The organism is Serinibacter arcticus (genome assembly GCF_003121705.1).
GTDB lineage: Bacteria > Actinomycetota > Actinomycetes > Actinomycetales > Beutenbergiaceae > Litorihabitans.
The window spans coordinates 521003-536617 of the sequence record NZ_PYHR01000002.1; the positions used below are offsets into that span (position 1 = coordinate 521003).

General features: G+C 75.7%; 5 protein-coding genes and 1 pseudogene. 3 read left to right on the forward strand and 3 right to left on the reverse strand.

Annotated features, from left to right (window positions below; translation table 11 throughout):
* Positions 1-86: 86 nt before the first annotated feature.
* The 3 genes and pseudogenes from C8046_RS02525 to C8046_RS02530 form a co-directional block, all read right to left on the reverse strand.
* Positions 87-7763 (reverse strand): amino acid adenylation domain-containing protein, encoded by a 7677-nt coding sequence (locus C8046_RS02525; RefSeq protein WP_419183570.1) that lies wholly within the window; start codon positions 7761-7763, stop codon positions 87-89.
* Positions 7764-7870: 107 nt separating this feature from the next.
* A pseudogene (locus tag C8046_RS20145) lies at positions 7871-10750 on the reverse strand (AMP-binding protein); the annotation flags it as partial.
* Between the two features lie 362 nt (positions 10751-11112).
* A complete protein-coding gene (locus C8046_RS02530; RefSeq protein WP_235866044.1) occupies positions 11113-12282 on the reverse strand; it encodes an FAD-dependent oxidoreductase in 1170 nt (389 codons plus the stop codon).
* Between the two features lie 135 nt (positions 12283-12417).
* Between C8046_RS02530 and C8046_RS02535 the strand changes: the two genes are divergently transcribed.
* Genes C8046_RS02535 through C8046_RS02545 form a run of 3 tightly spaced genes read left to right on the forward strand, consistent with a single transcriptional unit; the run spans position 12418 to position 15600 of the window.
* Positions 12418-13629: a type III polyketide synthase gene (locus C8046_RS02535; protein WP_109228128.1), complete on the forward strand. Its 1212-nt coding sequence runs from the start codon at positions 12418-12420 to the stop codon at positions 13627-13629.
* A 20-nt stretch (positions 13630-13649) separates the two neighbouring features.
* A complete protein-coding gene (locus C8046_RS02540; RefSeq protein ID WP_268921355.1) occupies positions 13650-14429 on the forward strand; it encodes a class I SAM-dependent methyltransferase in 780 nt (259 codons plus the stop codon).
* A complete protein-coding gene (locus C8046_RS02545; RefSeq protein ID WP_235866045.1) occupies positions 14413-15600 on the forward strand; it encodes an FAD-dependent oxidoreductase in 1188 nt (395 codons plus the stop codon). Before C8046_RS02540 ends, C8046_RS02545 begins: the two co-directional genes overlap by 17 nt.
* The last annotated feature ends 15 nt before the right edge of the window (positions 15601-15615 follow it).

Below are 15615 nucleotides of genomic sequence, written 5' to 3' on the forward strand. Positions count from 1 at the left end.
AGGGGGTTCGGCGCAGCCGGAGCCTCGGATGGGTCGTGACCCCGAGTGATCCGGCTGCGCCGTCCGGGAGACCTGCCGCCGGCCCGTCAGTCCTGGCCGAGCAGCCGGTCCAGGACCGGGACCAGCTCGACCATGGCGTCCTCGGTGAGCATGTCCGAGTGGCGCACGTCCACCGGGTCGGAGGTGACCGTGCCGGTCACGTACCCCTCCCACGCGGCCGGCGCGGGCCGGCCGGGCGGCACGTCGCGGGTCGCCTCGACGACGTGCAGGTCGCCGTCCAGGACGGGCACCGCGGTGGCGTCGAACAGCTCGCCCAGCCGCGTGAAGCGGGCGACCATCCGCTCGACGGCCTCGGGCGGGAGGTCGGCGAGCGGGTTGCCGGCCCGCCCCAGCAGCCGCTGCACGGATCGGACGTCCAGCTCGACGCCGGCGGGGGCCTCGACGCCGTTCGCGTCCAGCAGTCCGCGCCACATCGCGTCGCCCGACGCCACGCCCTCCAGCGCGGACTCCTGCGTGGGGTACGCGTCGAGGAGCACGAGCAGCGCCACGTCCTCCCCCTGCTCCCGCAGCCGGGCGGCGAGGTGCTGGGCCAGCCGACCCCCGAACGACCAGCCCAGGAGGTGGTAAGGCCCGTGCGGCTGCACCTCGCGGACCGCGTCGAGGTAGACGTCGAGCAGCTCCTCCAGCGTGGACGCGGGCGCGGTGTCGGGCTCGTCCGGGGCGATCCCGGGCATCTGGAGGCCCAGGATCGGCCGCGTCGTGGCGAGCCTGCTCAGCAGCACCGAGTACTTCCAGCTGACGCCGCTGGCCGGGTGGACGGTGAACAGCGGCGCCCCCGTCCCCCGCGGACGCAGCGGGAGCAACGTGCGCAGGCTGTCTGCCACGTCGCCGCCCCCCTCGCCGACCAGCGCGGCCAGCCCCGCGACGGTCGGAGCCTGGAAGAGGGACTGCACGGGCAGGGTGGACCCCAGCGCCGCGTTGACGGCGGCCACGACCGGCTGCGCCACGAAGGAGTGGCCACCAAGCTCGAAGAAGGAGTCCTCCGCCCCGACACCGCTGACGCCCAGCACCTCGGCGAAGGCGTCGGCGACGGCGCACTCGGCCCGCGTGCTCGGCGCCCGACCGCCGGTGGTCCGGTCGCCGTCGGGCTCGAGCTCGGGCAGCGCGGCGGCGTCGACCTTGCCGTTCGGGGTGAGCGGGACCCGATCGACGATCCCGACGGCCGTGGGCACCATGTACTCCGGCAGCCGCGATCGAAGACCCGCCAGCAGCGCGGCGGTCAGCTCGTCACGGTCGGACACGGACGTCCCCTCCCCCGACTCCGTGGCGACCGGCACGATCCAGGCGCCCAGGCCAGTGCCGCGGGCGGTCTGCACCGGCCGCACGACGGCCTGCGCGACACCGTCGGAGGCGCGCAGCAGCGACTCGACCTCACCCGGCTCCACCCGGTGCCCCCGGATCTTGACCTGGCCGTCGCTGCGGCCGAGGGAGAGCACCTCGGCGCGTCGGTCGGACCCTCGCGGGTGGACCGTCACGAGGTCGCCGGTGCGGTACATCCGGCTGCCGTCCGAGGCGAACGGGTCGGCCACGAACCGCTCGGCCGTCGCCCCGGACCGGCCGGCGTAGCCGTGGGCGAGCTGCGCGCCCGCGAGCCACAGCTCCCCGACGCTTCCCGGCGGGACCGGCCGCAGCCGCTCGTCGAGCACGTAGCCGACGGTGCCGGGCGTGGTCGCGCCGAGCTGCGGACGCTCCGAGTCGGCGACCCGGGCGACGAGCGAGTCGACCCCGACCTCGGTCGGGCCGTAGAGGTTCCAGGCCTCGACGGCGGGCCGCTCCCGCAGCCAGTCCCACAGCCCGGGGTCCAGCGCCTCGCCCCCGAGGAGGAGCGTGACGCCCTCGCTCGGGGACCGGGCGTCGAGCACCTCGGCGAACCGGGTCTGGCCGACGAGGGCGGCGACGTAGCTCGGCGTGGTCTCCCACGCTGTGATACCCCGGTCGGCGACGAGGTCGACGAGGGCCTCGGGGTCGCGGCGGACCTCGGCCCCGACCACGTGCACCTCGTGCCCGGCGGCGAGCCACAGCACGGGGTCCATCGCGGCGTCGAACCCGACGCCGGTGGTGTGGGCGAACCTGGCCCGGCGCTCCGCGGGGTCGGGCAGGAGGGTCGAGCGGTGCGAGGCCAGGAGGTTCGCCAGGGCCCGGTGGGGCACCGCGACGGCCTTCGGCTCGCCCGTGGTGCCCGACGTGAACACCAGGTAGGCGGCGTCGTCGAGGCTCGTCCCGCCCGGCGCGGTGGTGCCGGACGCGGAGGCGGCGAGCAGATCGGCGATAGCGACGACGGACCCGGGTGCCAGGCCCGCGGTGCGCGCCGCCTGCGCACCGACGTCGTCGACGCCACCCTCGGACGGGTCGCCCACGAGCAGCCGGGCACCGGCGGTGCGCAGCATGGTCGCGACGCGGTCGGCGGGCAGCTCGTCGTCGACGGGGGCGACGACGGCGCCGGCGCGCCAGACCGCCAGCAGCGCGGCCACGGTGTCGATCGAGCGGGGCAGCCGCAGCGCCACCACCTGGCCCGGCCGCACGCCGGCGGCGAGCAGACCCGCCGCGATCGTGCTCACGCGGGTGTCCAGCCCGCGCAGGTCGAGCCGGGGCGTGCCGGTCGGGACGCCGGTCGCGCCGGCCCCGGTAGCGGCCTCGGTGAGCCGGTCGGCGTCGCTCTCGCGTCCGGTGCCGACGATCGCCGTCCGGTCGCCGAACCGGCGCACCGACTCCGCGAACGCCTCCGGGACGGAGGTCGGCTCGTGGGTCGCGGGCCAGGCGTCCAGCGCCGTCGGCACGCTCGCGAGCGCGACGTCGGGCATCGGCCGCTCGGGCGAGGCGGTCGCCTCGCCGAGGAACTCGAGCCAGCGATCGACGAGCCCCTGCGCCGCCTCACGGCTGAACAGCGCGGCGTTGTACTCGAGCACGCCGTCCACCGCCGCCTCGGCCGACGTCGCGTCGCGGGCGTCCGGCACGAGCTCCGCGGCGTCGCCCTCCTCGACCCGACGCAGGTGCCGTCGCGGCCGGAGGGTGAAGGACAAGTCGACCTTCGCTGCGCCGGTGGTGTCGGGGGCCACCGCGGTGGCGCGGACCCCGGGGAGGTCGAGCTCGATCCCCGCGGGCTCCTCGACCGACAGCATGGTCTGGAAGATCGGGTGGCGCCCGAGCCGCCGCTCGGGCGAGAGCGCCTCGACGATCCGCTCGAACGGGACGGACTCCCGCTCGACCGCGTCCAGCGTCACCGACCGTGCCTGCCCGATGGCCTCGACCAGGCTCGCGTGTCCGCGCTGCGCGCCCGGTCGCAGATCGATCCGCAGCGGCAGCGTGTTGACGAAGAAGCCCACCAGGTCGGCCAGGTCGTCCTCGCCCCTGCCCGCCGACGGGGACCCGATGACGACGTCGTCGCCCGCGCCGAGGCGCTGCAGGTAGCCGGCCAGCGCGGCCAGCCAGCCGTGGAAGGTGCTCGCCGAGCGGCGCGCCGCCGCGGCGCCCAGCCGGCGTGCGACGTCGGCCGGGATCTCGAAGGCGACCAGCCCCGCGGGCTGCGCGGCGGACGCGGGACGCGCGCCGTCGGCCGGTAGCGCCAGCTCGGTCGGGACGCCCTCGAGGGCGTCCGTCCAGGCGGTGAGCAGGTCGGCTCCGCGGGACGTCGCGGACTCGAGGGCCCGCCGGCGCCGCTCGACGTCCGCGACCTGGAAGGCCAGCGGTCGCTGCGCGAGCGGACCTCCGCCGAGGCGCGCGGTGTAGGCGGCCGCGAGGTCGCGCACCAGCGGGGCGAGCGATGCGCCGTCCGTGGCGATGTGGTGGATCACGAGGTCCAGGCGCCACGCGCCGTCCCCCGTCGGCACGAGGGCCGCCCGGAACGGCAGCTCCCGGGTGAGGTCGAACCCGGCGCGGGTGTCGACCGGCGCGTCGCCCACGATTCCGACGGGCGCGGGGGCGACCCGCTGCACCGGGCGGCCGTCGACCTCCGGGTAGGTGGTGCGCAGGATCTCGTGACGGGCGAGCAGGTCCTCGACAGCGCCGGTGAGCGAGTCGGTGTCGAGATCGCCCGTGAGGTCGACCTGGAGCACGACCGAGTACTCGGCCGAGGCCGGGTCGAGGCGGTTGAGGAACCACAGCCGCGACTGCCCGGAGCTGAGCGGCAGCTCGGCGTCCGTCTCGCGCGGGTGCTGGGCCACCCACTCCCGCAGCCCCGGGACCGCCGCGCGGTCCGAGGCGCTCGCGGACGACGGCGAGTCGGACGCGTCCTGCGCGGCCGGCCGGTCGCCGTCGCGCTCGATCCGCGCCAGAAGCGCCGCCGGGGTGGGGGCGTCGAAGACGGCGCGAAGCGGCAGCGTGGCCCCGAGCTCCTCCCGCACCCGGGCGACGAGCGCGACGGCGAGCAGCGAGTGGCCGCCGCGGGCGAAGAAGTCGTCGTCGAGGCCGACGTCGGGGACGCCGAGGACCTCGGCGACGACCCCGCACAGGGCCTTCTCCGCCACGCTGATCGGGGCGCGCGAGCCGGTCGGTCCCTCCTCGGCGGGCAGGGCGGCGACGTCGACCTTCCCGTTGGGCGTCAGCGGCACGGCCGCGATCGGCGTGATCGAGGTGGGGACCATGTAGTCGGGCAGCTCCGCGGCCGCGTGACTGCGGACCGCCGCCGGGTCGACGTCATCGCCGACGACCCACGCCACCAGGCGCGCCGTGTCGGGCCCGCCGGGGGTGACCAGGCGGGCCACGGCGGTGCCGACGCCGTCGGCACGCTCGAGGGTGCGCTCGACGTCGGCGATCTCGATGCGGTAGCCGCGCAGCTTGACCTGGTCGTCGTCGCGCCGGACGAACACGAGCTCACCGCTCGGACGGCGGAGCACGACGTCGCCGGTGCGGTACATCCGCGTGCCCTCGCCGTGCGGGTCGGCGACAAAGCGGGCGGCGGTCTCGGCGCTGCGGCCGCGGTAGCCGTGGGCCTGCGAGAGTCCCGAGAGGTAGAGCTCTCCCTCGACGCCCGGCGGGACGGGGCTCAGGGTCGCGTCCAGGACGCGCGCGGTCACGCCGGCGATCGGTGCCCCGATGGTGACGGGGCCCTGCCGGATCGGCGCGAGCACGGAGTCGACCGTGAACTCGCTCGGGCCGTAGAGGTTCCAGCCGTCGACGCCGGGGGCGGCGGCGAGCCGGTCCCAGAGCGCGGAGGGGACGGCCTCACCCCCGACCGCCACCAGCAGCGGCACCGCGCGGTCGGCGGCGCCGTCCAGCAGCCCCACGGTCGCGAGCTGCTGGGCGTAGGACGGCGTGGTCTCCAGAACGTCGACGTCGAGCTCGAGTACCAGGCGCACGACGGCCTCGGCATCGATCCGGGTCTCGTCGTCGGCGATGTGCAGGGTGGTGCCGGCGACCAGCCAGAGGATGGGGTCCCAGGCGGCGTCGAAGCCCAGCCCGGACAGGTGCAGCATCGTCGGGAGGGGGCGCGCGCCCGAGTCGCTCCCACGGTCGGCGAGCGCGTCGCGCAGCGGCCCGACGAGGGTGTCCTCGTGCTGGGCGAGGACGGCAGCCAGGGCGGAGTGCGGCACCTGAACACCCTTCGGCGTGCCCGTGGTGCCCGAGGTGTAGACGAGGTAGGCCGCCTCCTGCGGCCCCGGCAGCTCGGGGAGCTGCGGGGCGTGCGGGGACGAGCCGTCGGCGACGAGGGCAGCGGGCGTGACCGCCCGGGGCTCCTCGGCCCCCTGACCGGCGAGCAGGGCGCCGACGCGCTCGGCCCGCTCGGCGTCGACCGTGACGAGCACGGGTGCAGCGCTGTCGACCAGGATCTGGGCGATCCGGGCGTCCGGGTAGGCGATGTCGACGGGGACCGCGACGGCTCCCGCCCGCAGCGCGGCGAGCACGATCGCGACGGCGTCGGTCTCGCGGGGAAGGGCCACCACCACGGTGGAGCCCGCGGTGACCCCCGCACCGAGGAGGCCGCGGGCGGCGGCGTCCACGCGGTCGGCGAGCTCGCCGAACGTGAGGCTGCCGTCGACGCCCACGAGCGCGGTCTCCCGGCCGTGCTCGGCGACCGTGGTGGCGAGCCGGTCGAGGACACCGGCGCCGACGGGCAGCGTGCGCCCGGTGCTCTGGCGCTCCAGCAGCGCGAGGCCGGCCGCGTCCAGCCGTGGCAGGTCGGACAGGCGCCGGTCGGTGGTCTCGACCAGGGCGGCGAGGACACGGTCGAGCGCGTCCCGCAGCCGCTCGGCGGTGGCGGCGTCGAACAGCGCGCGGTCGTAGCCGACGGCCCCGACGAGCGGGCCGTCGGTGCCATCGGGCGTCGCGAAGTCGATCAGCACGTCGGTCTTGACGCCCGCGCTCGTCACCTGACTGGGCACCGTGACGGTCAGGCCGGCGAGGTCGAGCTCGGCGGGCGCGTTGCTCTGCAGCGTGAGCAGCACCTGGAACAGCGGGTGCCGGTCGGGGACCCGGGGCGGGCGCAGCGCGTCGACGAGGGCGTCGAAGGGGACGTCCTGGTGGGCGTACGCCTCGGTGTTGCCAGCGCGGACGCGGCCGAGGACCTCGGCGAGCGTCGGGTCCTGCGCCAGCGACGTGCGCAGGACGACCGTGGTGACGAAGAAGCCGACCAGCTCGTCGAGCTGCGGATCGGCGCGGCCGGCCACCGGGGTGCCGATGACGACGTCCTCCCCCGCGCCCTGCTGCTCCAGCGCCACGGCGAGCGCCGCGTGCAGGACGATGAACAGGCTGGTGCGGTGCTCCGCCGCCAGCGCCCGCAGCGCGGCGTGGCGCTCGGGATCGAGCACGAGCGGCACCTCGCCCACGCCCTGCGTGGCCGGGTCCTCGGGGTCGGCCGCACCGCGGTCGCGGTCACGGGGCAGGCTGATCTCGGCGGGCGCGCCGGCCAGCGTCCGCCGCCAGTGCTCGAGCTGCTGGTGCAGCACGCTGGCGGGGTCGTCGGGAGCGCCCAGGTGCTCGCGCTGCCACAGGGTGTAGTCGGCGTAGGTCACCGCCAGGTCGGGCTGCTCGGGGGCGTGCCCCTCCACCCGCGCCGCGTAGGCGACCGAGAGGTCGCGGGCGAACGGTGCCAGCGACCAGCCGTCGGAGGCGATGTGGTGCATCGTGGCGACCAGCACGTGGTTGGCCGGGCCCGTGCGCAGCAGCACGACGCGCAGCGGGGCCTGGGTGGTCACGTCGAAGGGGCGCAGCGCCTCCTGCTCGATCACAGCCTCGACCCGGTCGGCCGGGACCGCGACGGCGGTGAAGGCGACATCCGTGGACTCGAGCACCACCTGGGTGGGCTCGCCGTCCACGTACGGCACGATCGTGCGCAGCGGCTCGTGCCGCCGGACGACGTCGCCCAACCCCGCCCGCAGCGCGTCGACGTCCAGCGGGCCGTCCAGGTGCAGCACCACCGGGATGTTGTAGGCGGCGGAGGCGGGCTCGAGCCGGTTGAGGAACCAGAGCCGGCGCTGCGCCAGGGAGACCGAGAGCCGGTCGGGGCGGGTCGTGCGGGTCAGCCGCGCGGGACGGGCGGCGCCGTCGGCGGTGTCGGTGGCGTCCTCGGCGAGCGCGGCGAGCTGGGCGACCGTGGGCCGCTCGAAGACGTCGCGGACCGTGACGGTGCGCTCCAGGGCGGAGCTGAGGGAGGCGGCCAGGCGGGTGGCGAGCAGGGAGTGGCCGCCCGCCGCGAAGAAGTCCTCCTCGAGGCCCACGGACGGCGCCCCCAGGACCTCGGCGAAGGCCTCGGCGACCGTGCGCTGCACGGCTGTCCGCGGCTGCTGCGCGGCATCCCCCGACGTGCGCGTCGGCTCGGGCAGCGCCCGGCGGTCGAGCTTGCCGTTCGGGGTGAGCGGGAGCTCGCTGAGCGTCAGGACGCTGCTGGGCACCATGTAGGCGGGCAGGTCCGCGCGCAGCGCGTCGCGCACCGCGGTCCCCAGCCGCTCGCCGCCGTCGCCGGTGACGTACCCGACGAGGCGCGCGGCGGCGCCGTCGCCCTGGACGACCACGGCGGCGCCGGTGACGCCGTCCTGGCGCCGCATCACGGCCTCCACCTCGGAAGGCTCGACGCGGTAGCCGCGGATCTTGACCTGGTCGTCGATGCGACCCAGGAACCGCAGCGACCCGTTGTGGCGGCGTCGGACGACGTCCCCGGTGCGGTACATGCGGGAGCCGTCGGCCGAGAACGGGTCGGCCACGAAGCGCTCCGCGCTCAGGCCGGGCTGGCCGACGTAGCCGCGGGCGACGTTCACCCCGGCGAGGTAGAGTTCGCCGACGGCGCGGTCCGGCACCGGGTTCAGCCCGGAGTCCAGGACGTAGTGCCGGCTGTTGCGCACGGACGAGCCGATGTGCGGCTCCCCCGGCGTGATCGTCGCGATCAGCGAGTCGACGGTGACCTCAGTGGGTCCGTAGAAGTTGACGGCGTGCACGTCCGGCAGGGCGCCGAGCGCGTCCCAGAGCCCGGGACCGACCTCCTCGCCGCCGAGGGCGACGACGGTGGGGTGCTGCTCGCGCTCGAACAGCCCGGTCACCAGCAGCGCCTCGGCGAACGACGGGGTGGTCTCGATCGAGTCGATCCCGGTGGTCGCGAGATGCTCGGCGAGCCGCTGCGGGTCGCGGCGGACGTCGTCGTCGATCATGTGGAGCTCGTGTCCCGCGAACAGCCACAGGAGCGGGTCCCAGGCGGCGTCGAAGGACAGTCCGGCTGTGTGGGCCACCCGGACCGGGCGCCCCAGGCGGGCCGCGGCGGGCTCGAAGAGCTCGGAGCGGTGGTGCTGGAACAGGTTGCGCAGCGCGACGCGGTCGACCCCGACGCCCTTGGGGCGGCCGGTGCTCCCGGAGGTGAACACCACGTAGGCGAGGTCGTCGTCCGCCATCATCGGCAGCGTCGAGGCGTCGTCGCTCGCGCGGCGCCACGACGTCGCCGTGTCGGAGTCGACGGCGAGGCACGGCACGCGCCAGGTGGCGCCGGCGTCCCGGTCCCGACCGGCCTGGCGGTGGCTGGTCAGGAGCAGCACGGGCGCGGAGTCCTCGATCATCCCCGCGACGCGGTCGATCGGGTACTCAGGGTCCAGGGGACGTAGACGGCGCCCGCCTTGAGCAGCGCCAGGACCAGCATCGGCAGGTGCCGGGTGCGCTCGATGCGGACCGCCACGCAGCTGCCCGGCGCGACGCCCTCGGACAGGAGGTGGTGGGCCAGGCGTGTCGAGGCGGAGTCCAGCTCGGCGAGGGTGAGCTCGCCGTCGGGGGCGACGACGGCCACGTCGTCCGGACGGCGGGCGGCCGCGGCGGCGAAGGCCTCCACCACGGTCTCCTCCTCCAGCGCGAGCTCGGGCCCGGCGCCCTGCGCGAGCAGCGGCGGGATCTCCGCGTCGGACACCACGCGGGTGGTGGCGACGGTGGCGTCGGCCTCCTGCACCACCTGGTCCAGGAGGCTCAGCAGCCGCTCGCCGTGCTCGGTCAGGCTCTGCCTCGTGTGGAGGTCGGCGTCGCCCTCGAGCTGGACGGTCGGGACGGCGGCGCTGCTCTCGAGCCCGGACACCACGACGGAGAGGTCGTGGACCGGCCCGGTCGACAGGATGCGGACCTCGCCGGTCGCCGAGCCCAGCGTGAGGGCGTCGATGACGGGGAGCAGGTTCACCGAGGGACCGGCCTGGGCGGGGGCACCCGCGAGGTCCTCGAGGCGGAAGCGCTGGTGCTTGACCACGCTGCGGATGACGTCGCCCGCGTGGGCGACGGTGTCGGCGAGGGTGGCCGATCCCGGGACGGCCACGCGCAGCGGCAGGATGCTGGAGAGCATCGACGGAGCCGCCTTGGCCACGGCGCCACGGCGTGCGGTGACGGGAAGCCCGAGGGAGACGGTCTCCTGGCCGGTGATCTTGGCGAGGTAGAGCGCGATCACGCCCACCATCGTCTTGGGCAGGTCGCGTCCCAGGGCGGCCAGCGGCGCGGAGCGCTCCGGCGACAGAGGCAGGGTGACGCGCACCACCCGGGTCGCGGCGCGACCCGTGGTTCCCTCGAGGCCGTCCACGGCCGAGTCCTGGGCGAGGGTCTCGCGCCAGAAGGCCTCGTCCTGCTCGGCCTCCGGCGAGGTCCGGTAGTCCTCGAGCACGGCGAGCAGCTCGTCGTGACCGGGGAAGGGTGAGGGGGTGCGAGCGGCGACGCGGGAGACCAGGCCGGCGACGGGGCGGGTCGGCAGCCATGAGGGCGCGCGGCGGTCGAGCTCGGTGTAGACCCGGGCGAGGTAGTGCAGGGCGATGACTGCCGAGTAGCCGTCGAGGGCGATGTGGTGGACGCGCTGGAAGAGCAGCGAGCGATCGCCGTCGAGCTGGAACAGGATCGCCCCGAAGAGCTCCTCTCCGGTGAGCGATCGCGCCGTCGTCATCTCGGCGTCCATGCGGGCGAGCGCGAGCTCCCGCGCGTCGGCGACCTCCAGGTGGGCGAGGTCGACGACCTCGAGCAGGTCGTCCGTGGGAGCCGGGCGGCGCAGGACGGCGTAGGGGCCGTCGTCGTCGGCCCGGAAACGCATGCTGATCGAGTCGATGTCGCGCACCGTCTTGGTCAGCGCGATGCTCAGCAGGCGCGCGTCGACCCTGCCGGCGACGTCGAGGTACTGCCCGATCTGGTAGGTCGGGTTCTCCGGGTCCAGGGACTGGGCGTACCAGATCCCGCGCTGCGCGGCGGTGAGGGTGAGCCGCTCGTCGGGCGGGGGCTCGGAGTGGTGGTCGTTCGTCGTCGGCACAGCGTCGCTCATTTCACGAAGGAGGCCCCGCCCGTGGGGGCGGGGCCTCGTGTCTCGTCGTCGGTCGACCCGACCGCGAGGGGTCGGGGGCGAGTCCTACTGGAACTGGCCGATCCGGAGGAAGTTGAGGATGCCGCCGACGTCGATCAGCGGTCCCTGGACGAGGGGGCCTTCGATGAGTGCGTTCCACATCTCCACGGGGAGCTCCTTCGATGGTTCTCGATCGCCCCGAGCGGGGCCTGTCACGAAGGGTTCGGAGTGCTCCGCCGAGCGGATGGGTGAGGGTGCGGAGTCCGGGCGGCCGGGTCAGACCTTGCCTTGCAGCAACCGGCGGAAGTAGATGACCGGCTCGAGGTACCGGTCGAAGGCCCACGTCAGCGCACGGGGGCGGACCAGGTCCACGACGGGCACGGACGGCTGCTCCGTGCCCGACCGGTCGAACTCGGCGAGCAGGAGGTGGCGCGACCCGGTGACCACCGGGGCGATCGAGTAGCCGTCGTAGGACTGGTAGGCCGTGCCCCGACGGCGCGCGGCGATGTTCGCCGCCACCACCGGGACCTGCTTGCGCAGCGCGCCCCCGACGGCAGGGCGTCGAGCGCCGCGACGTCGCCGAGCCCCCAGATCCGCGGGTGGTCGGGATGCTGCAGCGTGCCCGGGTCGACGAGGAGGAAGCCGGCGTCGGGGCCGCCGCCGTCGCTTCCGTCGGGCTCGACGGCGAGACCGCTGGTGGCGATCCAGTCGGGGGCGCGGTGCGGAGGCGCCAGGTAGAGCGCGTCGTAGGGCACCGGAGCGTGGTTCGTCGTGCTCGCCGTCCCGGTGGGGTCGGCGTCCCGCAGCGTCAGCGTCCGGCCCGCGGCCTCCACACCCGAGACGACGACGCCGTACCGGACCCGGACACCCTGGGCGATCGCGGCGTCGTGCAGCACGCTGTCCGCGCGGGCCAGGTCGACCAGCCGCGGGCCGGCGACGAGCAGCTCGACGTCGATCGCCTCCCTGACGCCGGTGGCCCGCCAGTGCGCGAGCGCGAGGAAGAGCGGCTTGAGTGCCACGGGAGCGCACGGCACGTGCCGGTCGTCCATCACGAACACGGCGCGCCCCGCCGTCAGGCCGGCGAGCATCTCCCACGTCCGGACGGCGGAGTCGGGCAGGTAGCTGGTCGCGGCGTGGCCCGTGGCCACGGCGTCGGCGGATCCGGGGACGGCGTCCCAGTCCACGCTCGAGCCGGGGCACAGCGCCAGGTCGTTGTAGTGGAGCGTGCCGCCACTCTCCAGGTGGACGAGCCGCCTGTCGGCGTCGACGCGGACGACCCGGCCGCGGACCCGGCCGACGCCGTCGGGCGTGACCTCGTCCTGCGGCCGCCGCAGCTGCGTCAGACTCGCCTGCCCGCCCGCGACGTAGGACAGCATCGGGCGGTAGTGGTGGACATCCTCGGGCTCGACGACGACGACGTCGCGGGCGCCGTCGCGGTGCAGGCGACCCGCGAGCGAGAGCCCGGCGTTGCCGCCTCCGACGATGACGACGTCGTGGTGGGTGGTGGTGCTCATGCGCTCACGCTCCGCTCCGGTGGACGAGGATCGTCCGCTCTCGACGCTACGCGGGACGGGGCCGGGCACGAGGCGCGGGTTTCCTCACACTTTCTCGACCGGGGAGGTGGGAGGTCGCGCGGTTACCCTCGAAACATGACCATCAGCCTCAGGTCGGTGGCCACCGCGGTGCCACCGACCGTGCTCCGGCAGTCCGCGATGCGCGACCTGCTGCTGGCCCAACCGGGCCGCAGCCGGCTCGCCCGCCGCCTCGTCACGGCCGCCTTCGACGCGTCCGCGATCGACACCCGCCACACGGTCGTCGCCGACCTCGACACCTCCCGGGCCGCCGTCGGGGCGTCCGGTGCTCCCGGGCCGCTGTTCGTGGCCGCTGACGAGGGTGCGGGCGAGGGTGCGGGCGAGGGTGGCCGGACACCCGTGCTCCTGGATCCCGGCACCGGCGCCCGCAACGACGTCTACGCCGCCCACGTCCCCGGTCTGGTCGCCGCGGCCGCGCGCGACGCGCTCGCCGCGTCGGGCGGGCTCGGGACCGCTGACGTCAGCCACGTCGTGACCGCCTCCTGCACCGGCTTCTTCGCGCCCGGCCCCGACTACGCGCTCGTGCGCGACCTGGGGCTGCCCGCCACCACGCGGCGACTCCACGTCGGCTTCATGGGGTGCTACGCCGCGTTCCCCGCCCTCGCGGCCGCCCGGTCGATCTGCGCCGAGGACCCGGACGCCGTCGTGCTCGTGGTCTGCGTGGAGCTCTGCTCGCTGCACCTGCAGGCCTCCGACGACCCGGACACGATCGTCTCCTCCGCCGTGTTCGCCGACGGTGCCGCCGCCGCCGTCGTCACGTCGCGGCCGGCGCCCTCGGGACACGTCGTGCTCGACCTCGACACGCTGCGAACCACCCTGACCCCGGTCGGCGAGCAGGACATGGCCTGGACGATCGGCGACCACGGGTTCGACATGGTGCTCTCCCGCTACGTCCCGGCGATCATCTCCGAGCACATCCGGGGCGCGCTCGACCCGCTTTTGGCCGAGGCCGGGACGGACGCCTCCGGGGCCCACGGCGTCCTGGAGCGGTGGGCCGTCCACCCGGGCGGGCGCTCCGTGCTCGACAAGGTGCAGGACGCCCTGACGCTCGACGACGCGCAGATGGCCCCGTCGCGCGACGTCCTGCGGGAGTTCGGGAACATGTCGAGCGCCACCGTGCTGTTCATCCTGCGGCGGCTGATGGCCGAGGCCGCCGAGTCGCTCGGCGACGGCCGCGAGCGCGTGTGCGCGATGGCCTTCGGGCCGGGACTCACGGTCGAGTCGGCACTGCTCACCCTGCGCCGCTCCGACGGGGCGGCGACCGCGTGACGCGGGCACGCCGCTCCCCCGTGACCCGCCCGCGTCCGCCACGCGCCCGACCCACCCGCAGCGCGCACGGACTCGAGCGACGCGACGTCGCGGCCGTCGAGCTGATGGACGACCCCGACTGCGACGCCGAGGCGCTGCGGCGCACCTACGGCGCGTTCGTCGTCGTGAACCGGCTCGTCGCGGGGTGGCGCGCGGTCTACGTGCGCCGGCTTCGCCCGCTGCTGAGCTCCTCCCGCACGACCACGCTCCTGGACATCGGCTCGGGCGGCGGGGACGTGCCCCGCGCGCTCGCCGGCTGGGCGGCGCGCGACGGCCTGCGGCTCGACATCACGGCGATCGACCCGGATCCCCGCGCGATCGAGTTCGCCACCGCGCTCCCGCCGGTCCCGGGCGTGCGGTTCCGGGCGCTCCGCAGCGGCGACCTCGTCGCCGAGGGGGCGCGCTTCGACGTCGTCACCTCCAACCACCTCCTGCACCACCTCGACCCCGACGCCCTCGCGGGGCTGCTGGCCGACAGCGCTGCGCTCGCGCTGCGGCTCGTGGTGCACGACGACATCGCCCGCAGCCGGCTCGCCTACGCGGGCTACTGGGCGCTGACGCTGCCGCTGACCCGGGTCGGCCGCCCCCACGCGCCGTTCGTGCGCGACGACGGGCTGGTCTCCATCCGGCGCAGCTTCACCCCGACCGAGCTCGCGGCGGTGCTGCCGACGGGCTGGCGGGTCGAGACGGCACCCTTCCGCGTGCTCGCGGTCCGCGAGGTCGGTACGGGTACGCGGACGGGCGGTGGCGACCGTGCGTGACGTCCTCGTGGTGGGGGCGGGCGCCGCCGGACTCGCGCTCGCGGCGCGGCTGCTCGAGGCCGGGCTCGACGTCGCGGTGTGGGAGCGCCGTCCCTCCCCCGCGGCGCTCTCGCGGGCCATCGGGATCCACGCGCCGGCGCTCGAGGCGCTCCCGACCGAGGTCTCCGAGCGGATCACGGCCGAGGCGGTCCTCGTGCGCCACGGCATCGCCCGCACGCGTCGCCGCGTGCTCGGCGTCGTCCCGTTCGACCGCGTCTCGACGCGGTTCCCGTTCGTGGCGACGCTGCCGCAGGCGCGGACCGAGGAGATCCTCGCCGCACGGGTCGCAGCGCTCGACCCGGCTGCCGTCCGGCGGGGTGTAAGCCTGACGAGTCTCGTCCAGGGGCGCGAGGCGGTGTCCGTGACGGGCACGGTGCCCGGCGACGGCGACGGCGACGGCGACGGCGGCGACGGCGGCTCGATCGAGGAGACCGCGCGCTTCGTCGTCGCGGCCGACGGCGCCCGCAGCCCGGTGCGGGAGCTGCTCGGCATCACCGCCCCGGTGCACCACCACCCCGACACCTACGTCATGGGGGACTTCCCCGACGACGGCGACGCCGGCCCCGACGCCGTGATCCACCTGGAGCACGCCGGCGTCGTGGAGTCCTTCCCCCTGCCCGGCGGCCTGCGCCGGTGGGTGGTGCACACGCCGGACCTCGTCACGGGTCCGAGCGCCGACCTCGTCGCCGGACTCGTCGCCGAGCGGACCGGGATCCACGTCGATGCCACCGACGCGCGGATGCTCAGCGCGTTCGCCGTCCGTCGCCGGCTGGCCGCGCGGACCGTGCGCGGACGGGTCGTGCTGCTCGGCGACGCCGCGCACGAGATCAGCCCGATCGGCGGGCAGGGGATGAACCTCGGCTGGCTCGACGGCGCCCGGCTCGCCCCGATCCTCGTGGCCGCGGTCCGGAGCTCCGGCGCCGACGACGCGGCGCCGGCCCTCGCTTCGTGGGACGCGACCAGGCGCCGTCGCGCGCGCTGGGCGGCGCGCCAGGGCGAGCTGAACATGGCGCTGGGCCGTCCCGTCGGCGGCGCGTCCGCGCTCGCGCGCGACGCGCTCCTGGTCGCTGCGCTGCGCAGCCCGGCACGGCGCGGTCTCGCGTACGTGTACGCGATGCGCCACCTGCGCTGAGCGCCGGTCCGGGAC

Bases quoted from the DNA above. Each gene is read 5' to 3' on its own strand.
- C8046_RS02535 (WP_109228128.1), top strand. From the start codon at position 12,418: ATGACCATCAGCCTCAGGTCGGTGGCCACCGCGGTGCCACCGACCGTG.
- C8046_RS02530 (WP_235866044.1), bottom strand. From the start codon at position 12,282: ATGAGCACCACCACCCACCACGACGTCGTCATCGTCGGAGGCGGCAAC.